Source organism: Acrocarpospora sp. B8E8 (genome assembly GCF_039871605.1).
Lineage (GTDB): Bacteria > Actinomycetota > Actinomycetes > Streptosporangiales > Streptosporangiaceae > Acrocarpospora > Acrocarpospora macrocephala.
On record NZ_JBDPLV010000016.1, the window covers coordinates 61,436 to 80,592 of the forward strand.

Below are 19,157 nucleotides of genomic sequence, written 5' to 3' on the forward strand. Positions count from 1 at the left end.
TTGTCATGAACGAGCTGGAGCCTGGGCAGATGCCGGTGCCGTCGGCTGAGGAGCAGCGGCGGCAGCGGTGGAACAAGGCGCTGCCCGCGATCCTGATCGTCGGGTCCTTCGGCGGCATCGCGCTGATCATGGCGGGGTTGCTGGCAGTGCTGGCACCGGAGGAGGTCTCGGTCGAAGGCATGCCGGGTCCGGGGACCACGCCGATGGCGCAGCAGATGCCGGGCGCGCTACCGCCGACCGTGGGACCAGGAGGGGCCGATGTTCCGCTGACGGCGGCGGCCCCGAGCGCACCCCCGCCGATCCCGGCTGTGGTCCCGGTCGCCCCCATCGTCAGCACCGGCTCGGTCGCTCCAGCCAAGATCGTGATTCCGCAGGTCGGACTCAACGCCGCATTGCGCACGGTCGGCGTGCAGCGTAATGGCGAAGTTCAGGTGCCTCCGCTGTCCCAGCCAAAGGTGGCCGGGTGGTACAAGCTCGGCCCGGTGCCCGGCCAGCCGGGACCCGCGGTGATCCTCGGCCACGTGAGCACCCGCCGGGGACCGGCCGTTTTCTCCCGCCTCCGCGAGGTGAAACGCGGCCACAAGATCCAGATTGTCCGAACCGACGGCACGGTAGCCGAATTCACCGTGGACGGGGTCGAACAAGTCAGCAAGAACACCTTCCCGACCAATCGTGTGTACGGCAGGCTGGATACTGCCGGGCTTCGCCTCATCACCTGCGGCGGCGTCTACAACCGCAGAACCGGCCACTACACCGACAACATCATCGTCTACGCCACCCTGAGCGCCACCAAGACCGCGTAGACCCGCTCGGCGGCGATGGATTCCAGCCGAATTCACACCGGATTCTCAGGATCTACGCCGCATAACACCAGATATTTCCTGAAATGCTGTTGCGCGATCTGGCCACCATCTAGGGGAGCGGAAGTGACGACGACAACAGGACGGCACCGTTCAGCCGCCAGAGCCGCCGTCGCCGGGGCCGTCACGCTGATCGGCTTGATTGCCATTCCGGTCCTCGCCGCCGACACGACCACGCCGGTGCGCTACACGTGTGGCGGCCCGACCTACCCCCTCACCGTCGTCCTCGACGGCCCGGACACCAACCCGGAGCCCAGCGACACGATCACGGTGCTGTGGCGGATGACCCCGGCCTCGCCGTCCAGTCCGCCGGGGGGTGGGGCGGTCACGGAGTCGCTGATGACCGCTCCCGTTGACCTCGCCACCAGCCATGCCATCATTGTCGACGGCCTGGCCACCATCTCGGGACCGCCCCTTGCCGGTATCACGGTGACGGCGTCCCCGAGTGCGAGCGACGAACCAGCCAATTCAGTCACGCAGGGTGCGACGATGTCGCCCATTCCCGAAATGACCATTCTCCTCACGCCCTCGGCGGCTGGCACTTTGGGAGTCGTGGCGGGTGGCTTCAATCTGAAGATCAGCCCGTCTGGGGGAGCTGTCAGCACGCCCTACATCTGTACCCTCGCCAATCCGGCATCCGCAGCCACGCTCGCCATCGTCGTGGCGACGTCCGCCTCTTCCTCCGACGACACTGACGACACCACCACTGCGACCGCGACCTCCACCGTGTTCGAGACCGAGACCGTCATGGAGACGGAGACGGTCACCAGCACGGTCGACACCACGAATACGTCAACAGTTTCGGTCACCAACACGGCGCAGGTTGGGCTGACCCCGGTCGGAGGGGCTCAGACCGGAGGCGGCGGAACCATGGGTCCGGACGGACGGCTGATCACGCTACTCGGAACCGCGCTGATCCTTGCCGCCGTCTTCGGCGGCCTGGTGCTTCGTCAGCGGCTGAGCCGCGGCAGCGACGCACGAGACGTGTGATGCGATAGTTTCGGACTTGACTGTTACCTTGAGCCAATGTGGGTAGTCGATGACGGATGGGCCGTATCCACCACAGATCCCACGCCAACTCCATAGGATCGGGATACCGAACCGTGACCATGGCCTGGAAAGCTGGCCCAACCGTAAACCGGGCAGACTGTCTGAAATGGGAGAGAAGTCAGTGCTGAAGTTGAGGGCACGGCGTCGCATCGCCACCAAGGCCGCCGCAGCCGGAGTTGTCAGCGCAGGCATGCTCTTAGGCGTCTTTCCGCTGTTCGGCGCCGCCGCCGACACCAAGACGATCAGCTACAACTGCACGATCACGTCAGGCACCACCCAGACCCCCGACCTCAGCGTCACGCTGACCGGCTCAGCCACCGCCGGGACGCCGGTTCAGAAGATCTCCATGGTCTGGACCAACCTGAACACGGGCACGGGCACCAAGTTGATGACCGCGCCCGTGGCCATCGCCACCACCGACACCGTCCTGTTCGACGGCGAGATCGTGGTGACCGGTCCTGGCACGGCCGAAGCGGCCACAATCTCGGCCGTGGCCACTCTGACACCCACTGCGCCGGTTGCGGTGGGAGCGGCGATTCCGTTCCCGACGGTCTCGGCGACCGCCACCCCGGCCGCGACGGGCTCCGTCACGGTCAAGACGGGCGCTTTCACCTTGCGCATCGGCCCGGCTGGCGCGCCCGGCACGCACGTTTACGATTGCAATATGGCCACTACCGCGACCGCCGCCTCCGCCGTCGTCGTGGTGGCGTCGGGTTCGAGCAGCACGACCCCCACACCCACGCCTACGCCCACTCCCTCGGCCACGACTCCCACGCCCAGGCAGACCCGCACCTTCACTGCGACCGTCACGGCCTCCCAGCCCGGCCAGGTGACCAACACGCCCGACGGCGGTATCGCGACCGGCGGTGGCGGGGAGATGGGCCCCGATGGCCGGGTCCTCGTCCTGACCGGGACCGCGCTCATCCTCGCCGCCATCACCGGCGGCCTGATGTTGCGTTCGCGTCGCAGCTCCGTACGCGACTAGGACGCGTATGACGACGCCGCCGGGACACTTTCCACCCGGACATCCGGGTTACCAGCAGCAGCCGGTCTACGGGCAGTCCGTCTATCAGCCGTACGTTCAGGAAGAACGTCCCCGGCTGAACGGCACCCAGGTCGTGCGGGCGGTGCTGATTCTGGCGGCGTTGGCCGGGATGCTCACGGTCGGGGCCGGGCTGATGTTCTGGCTGGGCTCCCCGGAGGAGTATGCGGCGCCCGAGCGGACCACGCTCCGGGCGCAGACGGGCGCGCTGGCGCCGAGCGTCGGGCCTGGCGGTCCGGGCCAGCCGCTGACCCAGGCGGATCCGACGGCGCCGCCACCGGCCCCGCCCCTGCCCGCCGCCGAACCCCTGTTACCCTCCTCGCCCAAACGGCTGATCATCGCCAAGCTGGGCATCAACGCCCCGATCAAATCCGTGGGCGTGGACAAACGAGGCGCGATCGAGACCCCGCCGATCAGCAACCCCAACCTGGTCGGCTGGTACCGGGGCGGACCCACAGCCGGCGAGGCGGGCCCCGCCATCATGCTGGGGCACAAGGACACCCAAACCCGCAGCGCCGTCTTCAGCCGCCTGCACGAACTCCGGTACGGCGATACGATCGAGGTCATCCGGGGCGACGGCACCATCGCGATCTTCACCGTCGGCGGCGTCGAACAGGCCAACAAGGAAACCTTCCCCACCAATCGGGTGTACGGCAACGCCGACGACGCCGAACTGCGCCTGATCACGTGCGGGGGCACGTATAACCGGAGCACAGGTCACTATGTGGACAACGTCATCGTGTACGCGAGGATGACCAGCACGCGGCTCGCCAACTCCTGATCACAAAGACCATCAAATACGACTATCGTGCTCCTCAAAAAGAGGAGGAGGACTCGTGGGCCTGCTATCGAATCTTCTGTTGCCCGGGCGGCTGAGGACGGGTCCGACGGTTTTGCTGCCCGCGAAGGTGAAGCCGGACGCGTTGCTGGAGGCCGTTCAGCTCGCTGACCCGACCGCCGCGCAGGACGGCGAGGAACTGCTGGCGGCCGGAACCCGGATCCACGCACCCCTGGAACTCACCGCCGACCTGCTGCGCAAGCTGAGCATCCAGGACGAGGATCGGCTCTGGGCCTACCGGGTGGTGGCCGAGCGGCCACTGCCGATGGACTACTACGACAAGTTTCTCGCGGCTGGAATCGCCTACCGGTATGGCGGCTGGTCCCTCTGCGAGGGCTCGGCGGACGACCCGGCCGAGGACGAATCCCGCCTTGCCGCCGTCTATTTGCCGGAAATGCCCGACCAGGAGGAGCTCGCCACCCTTCTCCGTGGCCTGCTCCGCCTCCCAGAACCCACCGCCGAAACCGACGCTGAGACCGACACCGATGCTGAGGCCGGAACCGACACCGAGGTAGCAGAGGCGGCCGAGACCGCTGAGGAGTCCTCGGACGAAGCCACGGCAAGCGCGGACGCGTCGGACGAAACCGCAGCTGAGAAGACGGCTTCGGAGGAATCGGCACCCGAGGAAGCCGCGCCCGCAGCCACTACGGCTGACGAACCCGCTCCCGAAGCGTCCGGGGAGTCCGCGTCTGACGAAACCGCGTCCGCGGATGATTCAGCGGAGGGTGCGTCGGAGGAAGGGCCCTCTGACGAGGCCGCGGAAGCGGGGGATGACGACGAGTCCGACAAGAGTGGGCTCGTGCAGATCCAGTCAGGGCAGACCATCGTCTACACCGGCGCCGACATTCAGGTCACCGCCAGCTATGAAACCCGATTTCCGGCTGTGGTCGCGGGGCTGATGCCGTACGCGACGGAAGTGGTCAGGATCGCGGTGCGGGCCCTTGAGGATGGCGAGCTGGACGGGGACGGTCTCGTGCTCGAACCCGGGAAGGTGGCCCTGGCTCTGGGGAACGCGCTGGACGGGCCGGTCGTGGACGCCTGGGGGTTCCAGATTCTCGAGGTGGAGGATCTGCTGCCCGCGCGGCGCGTCTGATTAGACGGAACAAACAGACGGATCCCTCCGTGCCAGGCACGAAGGGATCCGTTTCTGTTTTTTCCTATTCTCGCTAGGTCACCCCGGCAAGACCTCGGCTATCGCCTTCAACCAGCAACCGCGAACCGGCCGCAGTGGTGGTGGCGGTGGTGGATGACGCCGTGGTGGTGGTGACGGTGGTGGAAGTGGCCGTGGCCGTGGTGGTGGTGACGGTGGTGGCCCCAGTGGCGGTGCTCACCGTGGTGGTGGGCCCAGTGCCGGTGCTGTCCGAACTCCTGGTGGAACAGACGGTGGTGCCCGAACAGGCGGTGGTGGCCGCGGTGCTCGTTGAAGAAGCGGTGCTCGCGGTGATCGTTGACGCGCTGCTCGACGAACTGGCGCTGGTCGTTGTCCTGACGCTGACGGTTGTCGATGTCGATGTCGATGTCGTCCCGGTTCTTGTTCCGGTTCTCGACCTCGTTCTCGTTCTCGTTGTCGTTCTCGTTGTCAGGGTCGTACGGCAGGAGGTTGGCCTCCTCCTCGACCGGCTGAACCGGCTGCGGCTGAACCGGCTGGACCTTCACGACCTTGGTGCCGATAGCGACAGCCGCGGCCTGGGCGCTGGGGGCCATGGCGAACATGGCCGCCATCGCCGGGACAACGGCGAAGCCGGTCGCCACTGCGAGCTTGAGTTGGCTCTTCATTAGACGATCCCTTCTTATTATGAAGAAACGATGCGAGATTGTCGATCTCGTATCTAAGTGATCTTCTTACTCGAATCGCTTGCTAATTGTCGATCTCCCCGATTCTCGAAAGAACCAGACACACTAATGCGTAAAGGACGCTTGATTTTCGCACAAGCCGTTTCTTTGCCATTTAGTACGGCGTGGCGCGATTGATTGACCGGGACAGGATGGTAGGGGACCGGGCTGGTTACCGGGAACGCTCGTGTCGCTTCTCCTAATTTCGGGTCTTCGCGTGCCATAGTTCTTTCGTTGGTTTCTTTCGGAGGTGTCCGATGCGAGTACCTTTTCTGCTCTCAATAGCCACGGGCGGCGCGCTCTGCGTCGCGGCTCCTGCTGTCGTCGAGGCCATGGGCGCGACCGCCTACGCCGAGACCGTCCACGCCAGGACCATCCACGCGCAGCACGTCGACAGGACTGCTTCGCACGCGAGCCCGCCAGGTGAGGTCAAACGCCCTCATGACCGGAAATCCCGGCACGCCAAGCGACCCCAAGAGCGGCGACAACGCGAGGCCAGGCGAGCGCAGCACCAGCGATCACGTGAGGTCAGGCGGTCGCATGCGGGGCGGTCGCATGCGGGCAGGCGGTTCTCTGAGGGGCGAGCGCAGGAGATCAGGCGCTCGCATGTGAGGCGGTCCCATGAAGAGCCACCGCGTGAGATCGGCCGGTCTCAAGTAGTGCGGCAACATCAGATCAGCCGGTCTCACGACGATCGCTCGCGTGAATTCAGCCGGTCTAACGACGATCGCCCGCGTGAAATCAGCAGCTCTTACGACGATCGCCCGCAGGCGATAATGCCGAGGCAGCTTCCGTCCGGACTAAAGAGACAATTGCCCCGCACCACGACATGGGCGACATTGCGGAGGGTTCCGCTGGATCGGGACACCTTCGACCGCACAGAAGGCCGCACAATCCATCCGAATAAGCAAAAAGTCGTATATAACCGCCCAGGCGGCATGCCCGTCGCGGTCCTGCCCACCCATTTGCTGGGTAATCCGACATGGGTGCCCGTGGTGGATTCTTACGGCGATTGGGTACGCGTACTGCTCCCCAGCCGCCCTAATCGTTCGACCGGCTGGGTCCACACCGGTTCAGGCGTGGATTGGGGCCAAACCGACTACAAAATCTACGTTTCCCTGCGACTACACCGAATGTCGATCCACAAAGGCGGACGCCGGATCGGCACCTGGCCCGTCGCCACCGGTGCGCCGAACACTCCCACCCCCGTCGGGCGGACCTTCGTCATGGCCTCGGTCGACACCGGCCACGGCTACGGCGTGCCGGTCCTTCCCTTGGGCACGCATTCGCCCACCATGAGTCACTTCGGCGGCGGCCCTGCCACGATCGGCCTGCACGGCTGGCCCCATGGCAGCGGAGTGTTCGGCCACAGCGTCAGCAATGGCTGCGTCCGGGTGCCCCAGTCCGCGCTCCCCGTCATGCGCCGGGTCCCGCTCGGCACCGTGGTCACGATCACCAGGTGACCCGTCGACGGAATAACGTTCTGGGTTACGCTGTTACCCGAACAATGCTCGGTTTCTTTGTTGGAGGGCACTGTGGCAGAGGCGTACATCGTGGGAGCGGTCCGGTCCCCGGTCGGTAAGAAGAAGGGCGGCCTGTCCACAGTCCACCCCACCGACCTGGCCGCGCACACGCTCAGCGCGCTCATCGAGCGCACCGGCGTCGACCCGGCGGCCGTCGAGGACGTCATCATGGGCTGCGTCATGCAGTTCGGACCGCAATCGATGGACATCGCCCGCAACGCGTGGCTGAGCGCGGGCCTCCCGGAGACCGTGGCGGGCGTCACCATCGACCGCCAGTGCGGCTCCTCCCAGCAGGCGATCCACTTCGCCGCGCAGGGCGTGCTGTCCGGCACCCAGGACCTGGTCGTCGCCTCCGGCGTCGAATCCATGTCCATCGTCCCGATGGGATCGAGCATCACCGCCGCCCTGGAGAAGGGCATGCCCTTCCCGTTCGGCGAAAAGTGGGTCGAAAGGTATGACAAGCAGGAGATCTCGCAGTTCCGCGGCGCGGAGTTGATGGCCGAGAAGTGGAACCTGTCCAGGGAGGACCTGGAGCGCTACGCGTACGAGAGCCACCAGCGGGCGGCGAAGGCGGTCGCCAACGGGTACTTCCGCGAGCAGATCGCGCCGCTCAACGGGGTCGAGGACGACGAAGGGCCGCGGCCTGACACGACCCTGGAGAAGATGGCCGAACTGCGGACGCTGCGGGAGGACGGTCGCATCACCGCCGCCACCTCGTCCCAGATCTCCGACGGCGCGGGCGCGCTCCTGATCGCCTCAGAGCAGGCCGTACGCGATCACGACCTGACACCCAGGGCGCGAATCGTGACGCTGGCCCTGACCGGTGACGATCCTGTCTACATGCTCACCGCGCCGATCCCGGCCACGCACAAGGCCCTGAAGAAGGCCGGTCTGAGCATTTCCGACATCGACGTCATCGAGATCAACGAGGCGTTCGCTCCGGTTCCGCTCGCCTGGCTTCAGGAGCTGGACGCCGATCCGGCCCGTACGAACCCGAACGGGGGCGCGATCGCGCTCGGCCACCCGCTCGGCGGCACCGGCGCGATCCTGATGACCAAGCTCCTGCACGAGCTGGAGCGCACCGGCGGTCGCTACGGGCTCCAGACGATGTGCGAGGGCGGCGGCCAGGCCAACGTCACCATCATCGAACGCCTTTGACATCCTCCCCGGCGTGAACGCCGGGGACTCCCCCACGTCGCCGTGGAGTTCTTACTGCTTCTGCTACGCCGCGTGAGCGTCGTAGGTTGCGGGCGGTGCCAGGGTCGGAATTGCCTCACCTGGTCTTACCTGCCCTCGACAGTCGTTTCGCGTGTCCGCCAGCCCGGCGGCCACCATCTCCTTGTCCTGCTCTCCCCCGGTCGGGGTCACCTCCGCCTGCGCGCGCAGGTGGAGGCCCTCGGCCAGAATGTTCAGCGCGGCGGCGCGGTCGCGGTCGTGGTGTTCCCCGCAGGACGGGCAATCCCACTCCCGCACCCCCAGCGGTGTCTTCCCGTTCCGCCACCCGCAGCACGGACACAACTGCGAGGAGGGAAACCAGCGGCCGACCGTGACGACCGTCCGCCCATAGCGGGCCGCCTTCCCGCCCAGCAGAGTACGGAACGCACCCCAGGACGCGTCGTTCACCGATTTGGCCAGCCGGCCGCGGGCCAGACCCCGCACCGCCAGGTCCTCGATCGCCACCGTTTGGGTCTCGCGGATGATCGATGTGCTGGTCTGGTGCAGGAAATCCCGGCGCGCGTCGCCCACCTTGGCGTGCTGGCGAGCCACCGCGATCCGCGCCTTCTCCCGGTTCTTTGATCCCTTCTGTTTGCGTGACAGCGCCCGTTGCAGGCGGGCCAGCCGTTTGGCCCGGCGCCGCAGCCACCGCGGATTGGCGATCTTCGTGCCATCCGACAAGACCGCATAATGAGTCAAACCCAGATCGATCCCGATCTCGGCCTCCGCCTCGGGCGGCACCTGCCCGGCATCCTCGACCTCGATCACGAACGAGGCGAAACAGCGGCCCGCCGCATCCTGGACGACCGTGACCGACGACGGGACCGCCGGCAGCTCCCGCGACCAGCGCACCTCGATCTTCCCGATCTTGGCCAGGTACAGCGTCCCGTCGCCGGGCAGGCGGAAGGCGGTACGGGTGAACCGGGCCGCCTGACGCCGATCCCGGCGCGACTTGAACACCGGCAGCCCCATCCGCGGTCCCTTACGCTTCCCACTGACGGAGTCGAAGAAATTCTGGTACGCCTGATCCAGGTCACGCAGCACCTGCTGGAGCGGGACCGCCGACACCTCACCCAGCCACTCCCGCTCCGGCGTCCGTTTCGCCGCGGTGATACAGATCTTCTGCAGATCCCCGCCACCGATCCACGGCAGCCCGGCCTTACGCGCCGCCTTGCGCATCGCCAGCGCGTCATTCCACACCACCCGGACACACCCGAACAATCGCGCCAGGGCCTGACGCTGGGAGGGGTCGGGGTAGATCCGGAAGTTGTAGCGCAGCCTCACCTCCCGGCCCCCTTCCGTACGCCAGCTACACACCGTCGCGACTCGAACACACTAACGCATGGCCGAGGGCAAGCGGAAGCCGAATACCAGCGTGGCAGGCACGTTGTCGCCGCGGTTCACGTCAATCTGGTCTTTGTGACCAAGTATCGAAGGAATATCTTCGATGTGGAGATACTCCGCCGGTGCGAGGAAATCATGATCGAGGTGTGCGACGTACTGGTGCATGGACCTCTAATCCTCCTGCCGGTATCCGGCGCCGACCACGTTCGAGACACTTCTCGCCGTACCGGCGCCAAAGGGGGGACCGCCCGATTAGAGGCATCAAGCCAATGAGAAGACCGACCCGGGGCATCCGGGGCGGTCTTCTCGTCTCTCCACAGCCGATCGCGCAGCTACTCCGAGCCCACCAGTTCGCCCACGTGCAAGGCCGGGAGTTCGATGTGGACGATCGTGCCGGAGCCGAGGGCGGAGGTGATCCAGCAGCGGCCGCCGTGGGCGTCGGTGATGGCCTTGACGATGGACAGGCCCAGGCCGGCGCCGTCGGAGAGGCGTTCTTCGCCTCGGTGGAAGCGGTCGAAGGCGCGGGCGGCCTGTTCAGGGGACATGCCGGGGCCGTCGTCGGCGATTTCGAGGAGGAACTTGGTGCCGATGCGGGAGATCCGGACGAAGGCGGGCGTGCCTGGGGGAGTGTGGGCGCGGACGTTGGCGAGGAGGTTGACGACGACCTGGCGGATGCGGGCCTCGTCGACGACGGCGACGAGCGTGGGGGGCGCGTCGACGATGATGGGGGAGTCGGGGTCCAGCGCGGTGGCATCCGCAGCAGCTTCTCGCGCTATTTCCGACAAGTCGGTTTCGGAGAGGGTGAGGGCGGCGCTGCGGTCCAGGCGGGCCAGTTCCAGCATCTCGGAGACGAGCTTGCCCATCCGGGTGGCTTCGTCCTCGATGCGGCCCATCACCTTTGGGAGTTCCTCTTCGGGGATGGCCCCGGCACGGTGGAGCTCCGCGTAGCCGCGGATGGCCGCGAGCGGGGTCCTGAGCTCGTGGGAGGCGTCGGCGGCGAACCGGCGGATCCGATCCTCGGAGGCCCAGCGGTCCCGGAACGAGGCGCTGATCCGGTCCAGCATGAGGTTGATGGCACTGCCCAGCTTGCCCACCTCGGAGGTGCCTTCCGGCATCCGGGCGGACAGATCACCGCCCCGCGCGATGCCCACGGCCATCCGCGCCATCCGCCCCAGCGGCGCCAGCCCGGTCACGATGAGCAATCTGCCGACGAGGGCGAGTAACACGATCAGCAGCCCACCGGTGACGAGTTCGGCGAGTAAGATCTCGCGGACCGGATCGTTGACCCCGTCCAGCGGGACCGCGACGATCACCAGCCGAGCCCCGATCCGGGTCCGCGCCGCCGCGGCCATCAGGTCACCGCCGAGCTCGAAAGTACGCCCCGCCGAGGCGTGCGCGGTGAGCCGCTCCTGCCCGAGCTGCTCCACCAGGCCCGGCACCGACCCCGCCTGCGGCGCGTCCCCGCTGACCAGCCGGGTCCGCTGGTTGTTGAGGTTGAAGGTGACCACCGCGAAGGTGGACCCGGTCAGCGCCTGGGTGAGCGTGTCGGTGGCCTCCACCCGGCGGGAGGCGGTGGCGGTGGCCGCCAGCAGCTGCCCCTCCAGCCGGTTGTACAGGTGCCCCCGCAACACGACCGCGCTGACCACCGACAGCACCACCAGCAGCAGGGCGCTGATGGCGAGTAGTCCGGCCAGGAGTCGGGTGCGCAGCGACATTACGGCCGCAGGGCGTACCCCACACCCCGCTGGGTGTGGATCAGCGGCGGCCCGAGCGGGTCGAGCTTACGGCGGAGGTAGGAGATGTAGGTCTCCAGCACCTGGGAGGACCCCCCATACCCCCAGACCTGATCGAGCAGCTGCCGTTTGGTCAGCACCAACCCCGGATGCTCCATCATGAACGCCAGCAACCGGAACTCGGTCGGGGACAGATCCACCCGGACGCCACCCCGCCGCACCTCCCAGCGCGCCTCGTCCAGCTCCAGGTCGGCCACCCGGAGCACGTCCCCGCTGGGCCGCTCCTCGGCGTCCGGCACGCTCGTACGGCGCAGCACCGCCCGGATCCTGGCGACCAGCGCCTCCACCGAGAAGGGTTTCGTCACGTAGTCATCGGCGCCCATGGTCAGCCCGCGCACGGTGTCCGACACGGCGTCCCGCGCGGTCAGGAAGATCACCGGAGTCTGCACGCCTTCGAACCGGATCCGGCGGCACACCTCGAACCCATCGATGTCGGGCAGCATCACGTCGAGGACGACGAGATCCGGCCGCCTGGCCGCGAACTCGCGCAGCGCGTCGCGCCCGGTGGCCACCGCGGTCACGCTGAAGCCGTGAAACCGCAGCGCGACATCGACGATGTCGCGGATGTTTGGTTCGTCCTCGACGACGAGGATTCTGGTCTCACTCATGACGGGATAAGTATGGGGCCTCCGTACTAGCCGGAAGCCCCATATGTCCGTATTTAGCTCACCACGGCTTTGTTCTTCGGTACGAACACCGCGGTGGCGGTCGGGTTCGGGGTCCCGGGGACGCCGATGGCGAACACCCAGTCGCCCACCATGAGCTTGGTGAAGTCGGCCTTCTCGCCGGCCCGGCGGAACCGGGTGTCGGTGGCCGTGTTCCAGGTCCAGGTCACCCCGTCACGGCTTTTCACGGTGAGCGTGGCGGCGCCCTTCGCGATGATCGCGCCCCGCTGCCAGGTGTAGGTGACGAAGGTGTTCTTCTTCTCCCGCACGGTCGCGGAACCGTGGATGCCGACCACCCACCGGTTGAACTTGCCGCGCAGGCGCGGCCCGCGCAGCGTCGAGTCCGCCGTCACCAGCGAGTCGGCGATCGTGTACGCCCCCGCCGGGATGTACGCGGCACCGGTGGTCACCGCGGGCGCGGCCGGGGCGGACGGCGCGGCGGGGTCCGCGGCGGCGGTGGCCGAGGCCAGGAACACCGTGGCGACGATGGTGGCGCCAAGCGCGAGCTTCGTTCTCATGGAACTCAGCAAAGCGCCGCAGACTGGGCCGACGACCGGAGAAAGGTGGGAAATCCGTGGGAAAACTAACCAGAAACCCGTCCTATAGACAGCCGCCTAGCCGCCGCCCCGGCGACTCACCGCCGCGGCTGTCCAGATCACGACTTTCTGATTAGAACGGAACCCGGGCCACGCAGAACACCGTCTGCCCGAACGGCGGCCGGACGAACCGCTCGATGAAGCGCGTGGCCGGCACCACCGTACGGTCATAGATCTTGACCAGCCGGGGATTCGGATACCCGACCCCGCCCCGCCGCACGGCCAGCCACCAGGCGATGCCGCCGAGGAAGTTGATCGGCTTCAGCACGTCCACGTCCAGCCCCGCCGCGGCGATGGTCCGCCCCAGCGTCGCCGGCGTATACCGCGTGACATGCCCGACCTTCTTATCGAAGTCCCCATAAAGCTGCATATACCCAGGCACCCAAATAATGATCTTGCCGCCCGGCTGGGTGACCTTCGCCAGCGAGCGCAGCGCCGCCACGTCCTCCTCGATGTGCTCCAGGACGTTCATCAGCACAACGGTGTCGACCTTGTTCTCCAGCGGAATCGCGGTCGGCAGCCCGAAGTGGAGCACCTCGATGTCATCCCGCTCGACGAACCGCTTCTCCAACTGCTCCACGCAGTACGGATCGAAGTCGCTCACCACCAGCCGATCCAGCCGGGGCAGGAACTGCTCCGCGAAGTGCCCGAGCCCGGACCCGATCTCCAGCATCGACCGCCCGACATGCGGCGCGACCATGTCGAACTCATATTGCCGGTAATTCCGGGCTTCGTCCCCGCCCAGGTGGTTCTCCAGGGCCTCGTCTCCAGCCGCCGGCTGAACTACTCGGTCATACCCAGACATGAAATCCTCGTTCGTGACAGGGGGCGGTGCGGAAAGTCTAGTGCCCCGAGCCGCACGGATGATTCAGAACCCGCGGTCCCGGCATCGAGGGTTACGATTCGTTAATGCCCGCCGAACTGGCCAGCTTCGTCGGCCGCAGGTCGGAAATCGCCGTGATCACGCGACTGCTGGACCTGTCTCGCCTGGTCACGCTGACCGGAGTCGGCGGAATCGGAAAGTCCCGGCTGGCTCTGGCGGTGGCCGAGACCGTGCGGGCGAGCTTCCCCGACGGCGTCACCCTGGTGGATCTCGCCAAGGTCCGCGATCCCGACCTGCTCAGCCACACGGTGGCGGGCGCGCTCGCCGACCAGACGACCCGGCTGCAGGAGGAGTCGCTCGCCGCCTACCTGGCCGACCGCCGCCAGCTGCTGATCTTCGACGGCGCCGACTCGCTGGTGGACGGCTGCGCCCAGCTGGCCGAGACCCTGCTCAAGGCCGCCCCCGACCTGCGGATCATGGTCACCAGCCGGCAGGCGCTGGACGTGGCGGGGGAGCACCTGTTCGTGGTCGGCCCGATGGCCAAACTCGAAGCGATCGCCCTGCTCAACGAGCGCGCCCAGCGCTCCCTGGTCGAGGACGGCGGGCTGTGCGAGCGGCTCGACGGCATCCCGCTCGCCATCGAACTGGCCGCCGTCCGCCTCGCCGACCAGTCGGTGGCCGAGATCATCCGCGGCCTCGACGACCGCTTCCACCTGCTGGACGGCCTGCGAGCCGTGATCGGCTGGAGCCACGAGCTGTGCTCCCCGGGCGAGCGCCTGCTCTGGGCCCGGCTGGCGGTCTTCGCCGGCCGCTTCGACCTGTCCGCCGCCGAGGAGGTCTGCGCCGACCGCGTCATCCCGTCGCACGAGGTGCTGGACCTGATCAGCGGCCTGGTGGAACGCTCGATTCTGGTCCGCGAGGAGGGTTCCCGCTACCGCATGCTGGCCACCGTCCGGGAGTACGGCGAGGAGTGGCTGCACCGCCTCGGCGAGGAGGAGACCTTCCGGCTCCGCCGCCGCCACAAGAACTACTACCTGCGGCTGGCCCGCCAGGGCGAGACCGAGTGGTTCGGCCCCGGCCAGGAGGAGGTCTTCGCCAGGACCCGCGCCGAGCACGGCAACCTGCGCAGCGCGCTGGAGTTCTGCCTGAGCGTGCCCGGCGAGGTCCGCGACGGCCTCGACCTGGCCGCCAGCCTCTGGTTCTTCTGGGTCGGCTGCGGCTACCTCGGCGAGGGCCGCCACTGGCTGGAGCAGGGCCTGGCGCTCGACTCCGCGCCGACCCCCGAGCGGGCCAAGGCGCTGTGGGCGGGCGGCTACGTGGCCCTGCTGCTCGGCGACATCGACCACGCCGTCGCCCTGCTGGAGGAGTGCCGCGAGGGCGGCGACAACCGGGCCGACAACAGGACCAGGGCCAGGGCCGTGCACCGGCTCGGCTGCGCCGCCCTGTTCGCCGACGACCACGCCGCCGCCGTCCCGCTCCTGGAGGACGCCCTGGACCAGTACGCCTGGCTCGGCATCGTGGACAGCCAGGTCCTGCTCGGCAAGGTCGAGCTGGCCATGTCCCTGGCCTTCGCCGGCCGGTTCGACGACAGCGCCAAGCTCTGCCAGGAGGTCACGGCCGAATGCGAAGCCCACGGCGAGAGCTGGGTGCTGTCGTATGCGCACTACGTCCAGGCGTACGCGCACTGGGCGAACGGCGAGCTGGCCGCCGCGGACCGGCTGGCCCGCGAGTCGCTGCGGCTCAGCCGGGCCTTCAACGACCCGGTCGGCACCGTGCTGGACGTGCAGCTGCTGGCCCTGGTGCTGGGCGACGCGGAGGAGCACGAGCGGGCGGCGCTGCTGCGGGGCGCGGCGGCCAGGCTGTGGCGTTCGGTCGGCCCGCCGCTGTTCGGCTCGCGGCATTTCCACGCCTCGCACGCCGCCGGTGAGACGCGGGCCAGAAGTGCCCTGGGGGACGCCGGGTACGAGGCCGCGCTGGCCAGGGGCCGCCAGGCCGGTCTGGACTATGCGTTAGAAATATCTTCCCAAGGAGTGGTTTTCTCCACAGGTGTGGTCCATTACCGGCCCTGAGCGTGATTTGCTGCGGGCGTGAATCTGCCCGCCGAGACGAGCACCTTTGTCGGCCGCGACACCGAATTAGCTGAGGTCAGCCGATTAATGGGCGATTCACGACTGGTCACGCTCACCGGCCCTGGCGGGGTCGGCAAGACCAGGCTCGCCATCCGCGCCGCCGCCACCGGATCGGAGCACGTTTACTTCGCCGAACTCGCCGCCGAGCAGAACGGCGACCTGCTCGCGCACGCGGTCGCCGCCGCGCTCGGCCTGCGCGAGCAGTCGGTGCGCCCGCAGGCCGAGGTGGTGGCGGAACACCTGGCCGACAAGCGCCTGCTGCTCGTCCTGGACACCTGCGAGCACCTCATCGACGCCACCCGCGACCTGGTCACCCACATCCTGGCCACTGCCCCCGGCGTGCGCGTGCTGGCGACCAGCCGCCAGCCGCTCAGCCTGCCGTCCGAATGCGTCTACCGGGTCGAACCGCTCACCGACGCCGACGCCCAGCGCCTGTTCTGCGACCGCGCCGTCGCCGTCCTCCCTCAGTTCACCCCCACCGACGCGGTGGTACGGCTCTGCACCCGCCTCGAAGGCATCCCGCTCGCGCTCGAACTGGCCGCCCGGCGGCTGCGCGCGCTCTCCCCCGAGGAGATGGCCGACCGGCTGGACGACCGGTTCGCGTTGCTGGGCGGCGGGGGCCGTACCGGACGGCATGACGGGCTGCGGTCCGCGGTGGGGTGGAGCCACGAGCTGTGCACGCCCGACGAGCGGCTGCTCTGGGCCCGGCTGTCGGTCTTCGCCGGGTCCTTCGACGTGGAGGCGGCCGGGCAGGTCTGCGCCGACGAGCGGCTCGGCAACGTGCCCGGGGTGCTGGCCCGGCTGGCCGACAAGTCCATCGTGCGGGCCGACGACGACCGCTACCGCATGCTCGACACCATCCGCGAATACGGCCGGGACTGGCTGCGCGAGCTCGGCGAGGAGGAACTCCAGCTCCGGCGGCACCGGGACTATTACCTGACCCTGGCCCGGGAGGCCGACGCCGACTGGTTCGGCCCCAACCAGTTCACCTGGGCGCTGTGGGTCCGCTGCGAGCTGCCCAACCTGCGGCTGGCCCTGGACCACAGCATCGCCAGCGCGGTCGGCCTGGAGCTGGTCGGCGCGCTCTGGTTCGTCTGGTTCTGCCTCGGCGAGATCCGGGAGGGGCGCTACTACCTGGACCGGGCGCTGGAACGCAACGGCAAGCCGGGACCGGCCAGGACGAAAGCGCTGTGGGCGGCGGCCTGGGTGTCGTTCGCCCAGGGCGACCTGGATCTGGTCGCGCACCGCACCGCCGAGGCCTGCGAGGCCGCCCTGGAGCAGCAGGACTGGGTCGGCGCCGGCTACGCCCACCTCGGCCTGGGCGCGCTGACCATCGTCAAGGGCGATCCAGAACGCGGCGGCGTGACGGTGGAGCAGGCGATCGGCTACTTCGAGCGGGCGGGCGGGCGCCATGTCGGCAAGCTGGTGGCCGCGACCGTGCTCGGCCTGTGCCTGCTGATGCGCGACGAGCACGAGCGGGCCGCCGCCCTGATGGCCGAGCAGCGAGCCGAGTGCGAGAGCGCCGGGGAGGTCTGGGCCAGGTCCGGCGGCGACTACATCAGGTCCCGGGTGGAGCTGGGCCGGGGCGACCCGGTGGCGGCCGACCGGCTGGCGCGCGCCGGGCTGCGGGCGGTGTGGCGGTTCGGCGACCTGGTGAGCAGCGCGGTCGCGGTCGACCAGCTGGCGATGACGGCGTGCGCTGTGGGCGACCATCCGCGCGCGGCCCGGCTGCTCGGCGCGGGCCAGCGCATCTGGGACAGCTTCGGCCTGAGCCAGTTCGGCTCGCCCGACTTCGGCGGCCCTCGCCTGGAGACCGAACGCCAGGCCAGGGGCGCGCTGGGGGACGCGGAGTTCGAGCGCGAATACCGCGAAGGCGAGCAGTCGCCGGAACGCGCGATCGGATTCGCCCTGGGCGGGCTTCCCAATTCGCGAGTTGTACGGTGGAATCTTCCCGCTCCCGAATGATCCCGTCCCCCTGGAAGTTGATCCCCCGCGCATGCAGGACGACGAGGCGATAGCCCGCGCGTTGTCCGGCGATCTGGGCGCCTACGAGGTGCTGGTCGCCCGGTACAGCGCGGTCGCGCACCGGACCGCCCACCTGCTCGGCGCGGGCCACGAGGCCGAGGACGTGGTCCAGGAGGCGTTCGTCAAGGCGTACCGTCATTTGTCGGGATTTCGGCGGGATTCGGCGTTCAAGCCGTGGTTGCTGCGGATCGTGGCCAACGAGACGCACAACCTGACGCGCTCGCGGGGGCGGCGGGCCGAGCTTGCTGTTCGCCTCGGTCAGGAGCCTGAGGGTGGGTCCGCGGAAGGGGATCCGGAAGAGGTCGTCGTCGCGGCTGACCGGTCGTCGCGGTTGCTCGCCGCCGTGCGAGGGTTACCTGATCGGGAACGTGAAGCGGTGGTTTGCCGGTATTTCCTGCAGTTGTCGGAAGCCGAGACCGCCGAGGTGCTGGGTTGCCCCGTGGGTTCGGTGAAGTCCCGGACCTTCCGTGGCCTGCGGCGACTTCGAGAGGAGGTGGGCCGTGAACTCCTCTAACGATTCTGATGACATTTCGGGATTCGCTGAGCTGGAGGCTGAACTGCGCGCGCTGAGCGACGCGCTGGCAGTCCCCGAGCCAAGCCCACCCGCCGACGTCGCCCGCGCCGTCCGCGCGACCCTGGAACGCGAGGTTTCCGACGCGACCGCGCCGAATCGGGGAGTTCTTCGGCGGTTCCGTTTGCGAGGTTCCGATAAGGCCGCGCCGAATGGCGGAATGCGAGCTTCCGACCCAGCCGCGTCGGGACGCCGGCGGTTCCGCTTGCGGCAGAAGATCGCGGCGGTCGTCGCCACGTTCCTCGTGGTACTGATCGCGGCCACCCCGCAGGGCCGCGCCGCCGTCGTCTCCATCCTCCGCTTCGCGGGAGTCGAGATCCGCGTCGGCGAACCGGCCCCGCTCCCGTCCGGCGCGTCCTCCCCACTGCCCGGCGAACGCCGCGTCACCTTGGCCGAAGCCCGCACCCAGGTACGGTTCCCCCTGGTCGTCCCCACCGCCCTAGGCGACCCCGCCGACGTCAGGATCGCCGACGGCGGCCGGGTGGTATCGATGTTCTGGCCCGGCATCCGCCTCGACCAGTACGACGGCCGCCTCCAGAGCACCTGGCGCAAGGAAATGGGCCCACCCTGGCCGGAGGAGGTGACCGTCGACGGCGTCATCGGCGTCTGGATCCAGCAACCGCACGGCCTCCAGTACACCCCGGCCACAGGCCCGCCCCAGGAACTCCGGCTGGCCGGACCAACCCTGATCTGGCAGCACGGCCCAGTCGGCATGCGCCTCGAAGGCCCCACCACCATCGTCGAAGCCCGCCAGCTCGCCAACTCGGTACGCTAGCCCGCCACCCGCCAGATCCTCGGGCGTGGTTCTCCCACCCGCCCATCCTTTGTTTCTCCTCGGGCTCCGCCCGCC

Annotated in this window: 18 protein-coding genes; 12 read left to right on the plus strand and 6 right to left on the minus strand. The window is 68.3% G+C overall.

Annotation, left to right across the window (positions count from 1 at the left end):
* Nucleotides 1–5: 5 nt before the first annotated feature.
* The 8 genes from ABGB08_RS17715 to ABGB08_RS17750 all read left to right on the plus strand — a co-directional run bounded on the left by ABGB08_RS17715 (nucleotide 6) and on the right by ABGB08_RS17750 (nucleotide 8,304).
* Entirely contained in the window at nucleotides 6–803 is a 798-nt protein-coding gene (locus ABGB08_RS17715) for a class F sortase (protein WP_347591578.1), read from the plus strand.
* A 123-nt stretch (nucleotides 804–926) separates the two neighbouring features.
* Nucleotides 927–1,850 (plus strand): hypothetical protein, encoded by a 924-nt coding sequence (locus tag ABGB08_RS17720; protein ID WP_347591580.1) that lies wholly within the window; start codon nucleotides 927–929, stop codon nucleotides 1,848–1,850.
* Nucleotides 1,851–2,016: 166 nt separating this feature from the next.
* A complete protein-coding gene (locus tag ABGB08_RS17725) occupies nucleotides 2,017–2,895 on the plus strand; it encodes a hypothetical protein (protein ID WP_347591582.1) in 879 nt (292 codons plus the stop codon).
* A 7-nt stretch (nucleotides 2,896–2,902) separates the two neighbouring features.
* The gene (locus tag ABGB08_RS17730) at nucleotides 2,903–3,733 is read left to right on the plus strand and encodes a class F sortase (RefSeq protein ID WP_347591584.1); all 831 of its coding nucleotides are present in this window, start codon (nucleotides 2,903–2,905) and stop codon (nucleotides 3,731–3,733) included.
* A 55-nt stretch (nucleotides 3,734–3,788) separates the two neighbouring features.
* Nucleotides 3,789–4,883 (plus strand): hypothetical protein, encoded by a 1,095-nt coding sequence (locus ABGB08_RS17735; RefSeq protein WP_347591586.1) that lies wholly within the window; start codon nucleotides 3,789–3,791, stop codon nucleotides 4,881–4,883.
* A 146-nt stretch (nucleotides 4,884–5,029) separates the two neighbouring features.
* A complete protein-coding gene (locus ABGB08_RS17740) occupies nucleotides 5,030–5,569 on the plus strand; it encodes a hypothetical protein (protein ID WP_347591588.1) in 540 nt (179 codons plus the stop codon).
* A gap of 992 nt (nucleotides 5,570–6,561) precedes the next feature.
* Nucleotides 6,562–7,086 (plus strand): L,D-transpeptidase, encoded by a 525-nt coding sequence (locus ABGB08_RS17745; RefSeq protein WP_347591590.1) that lies wholly within the window; start codon nucleotides 6,562–6,564, stop codon nucleotides 7,084–7,086.
* Nucleotides 7,087–7,158: 72 nt separating this feature from the next.
* The gene (locus ABGB08_RS17750; RefSeq protein WP_347591592.1) at nucleotides 7,159–8,304 is read left to right on the plus strand and encodes an acetyl-CoA C-acetyltransferase; all 1,146 of its coding nucleotides are present in this window, start codon (nucleotides 7,159–7,161) and stop codon (nucleotides 8,302–8,304) included.
* Nucleotides 8,305–8,367: 63 nt separating this feature from the next.
* Here the strand turns inward: ABGB08_RS17750 and ABGB08_RS17755 are convergent, their stop codons facing one another.
* From ABGB08_RS17755 to ABGB08_RS17780, 6 genes are all read right to left on the minus strand, one after another.
* Entirely contained in the window at nucleotides 8,368–9,645 is a 1,278-nt protein-coding gene (locus tag ABGB08_RS17755; RefSeq protein ID WP_347591594.1) for an RNA-guided endonuclease TnpB family protein, read from the minus strand.
* Between the two features lie 51 nt (nucleotides 9,646–9,696).
* Nucleotides 9,697–9,870, minus strand: coding sequence for a hypothetical protein (locus tag ABGB08_RS17760; protein ID WP_347591596.1), 174 nt, complete (start codon nucleotides 9,868–9,870; stop codon nucleotides 9,697–9,699).
* Nucleotides 9,871–10,037: 167 nt separating this feature from the next.
* A complete protein-coding gene (locus ABGB08_RS17765) occupies nucleotides 10,038–11,420 on the minus strand; it encodes a HAMP domain-containing sensor histidine kinase (protein ID WP_347591598.1) in 1,383 nt (460 codons plus the stop codon).
* Nucleotides 11,420–12,106: a response regulator transcription factor gene (locus ABGB08_RS17770; protein ID WP_155359861.1), complete on the minus strand. Its 687-nt coding sequence runs from the start codon at nucleotides 12,104–12,106 to the stop codon at nucleotides 11,420–11,422. Before ABGB08_RS17770 ends, ABGB08_RS17765 begins: the two co-directional genes overlap by 1 nt.
* Before the next feature lie 53 nt (nucleotides 12,107–12,159).
* A complete protein-coding gene (locus ABGB08_RS17775) occupies nucleotides 12,160–12,681 on the minus strand; it encodes a hypothetical protein (RefSeq protein ID WP_347591600.1) in 522 nt (173 codons plus the stop codon).
* Between the two features lie 151 nt (nucleotides 12,682–12,832).
* Nucleotides 12,833–13,564 (minus strand): class I SAM-dependent methyltransferase, encoded by a 732-nt coding sequence (locus tag ABGB08_RS17780; protein WP_347591602.1) that lies wholly within the window; start codon nucleotides 13,562–13,564, stop codon nucleotides 12,833–12,835.
* 104 nt (nucleotides 13,565–13,668) lie between these two features.
* On the opposite strand from ABGB08_RS17780, the gene ABGB08_RS17785 reads away from it, so the two are divergent.
* Genes ABGB08_RS17785 through ABGB08_RS17800 form a run of 4 tightly spaced genes read left to right on the plus strand, consistent with a single transcriptional unit; the run spans nucleotide 13,669 to nucleotide 19,082 of the window.
* Nucleotides 13,669–15,651 (plus strand): ATPase, encoded by a 1,983-nt coding sequence (locus tag ABGB08_RS17785; RefSeq protein ID WP_347591604.1) that lies wholly within the window; start codon nucleotides 13,669–13,671, stop codon nucleotides 15,649–15,651.
* Nucleotides 15,652–15,669: 18 nt separating this feature from the next.
* A complete protein-coding gene (locus tag ABGB08_RS17790; protein WP_347591606.1) occupies nucleotides 15,670–17,676 on the plus strand; it encodes an AAA family ATPase in 2,007 nt (668 codons plus the stop codon).
* A gap of 31 nt (nucleotides 17,677–17,707) precedes the next feature.
* Nucleotides 17,708–18,250, plus strand: coding sequence for an RNA polymerase sigma factor (locus ABGB08_RS17795; RefSeq protein WP_155359866.1), 543 nt, complete (start codon nucleotides 17,708–17,710; stop codon nucleotides 18,248–18,250).
* Nucleotides 18,237–19,082, plus strand: a complete 846-nt coding sequence (locus ABGB08_RS17800; RefSeq protein WP_347591608.1) for a hypothetical protein — start codon at nucleotides 18,237–18,239, stop codon at nucleotides 19,080–19,082. Before ABGB08_RS17795 ends, ABGB08_RS17800 begins: the two co-directional genes overlap by 14 nt.
* The last annotated feature ends 75 nt before the right edge of the window (nucleotides 19,083–19,157 follow it).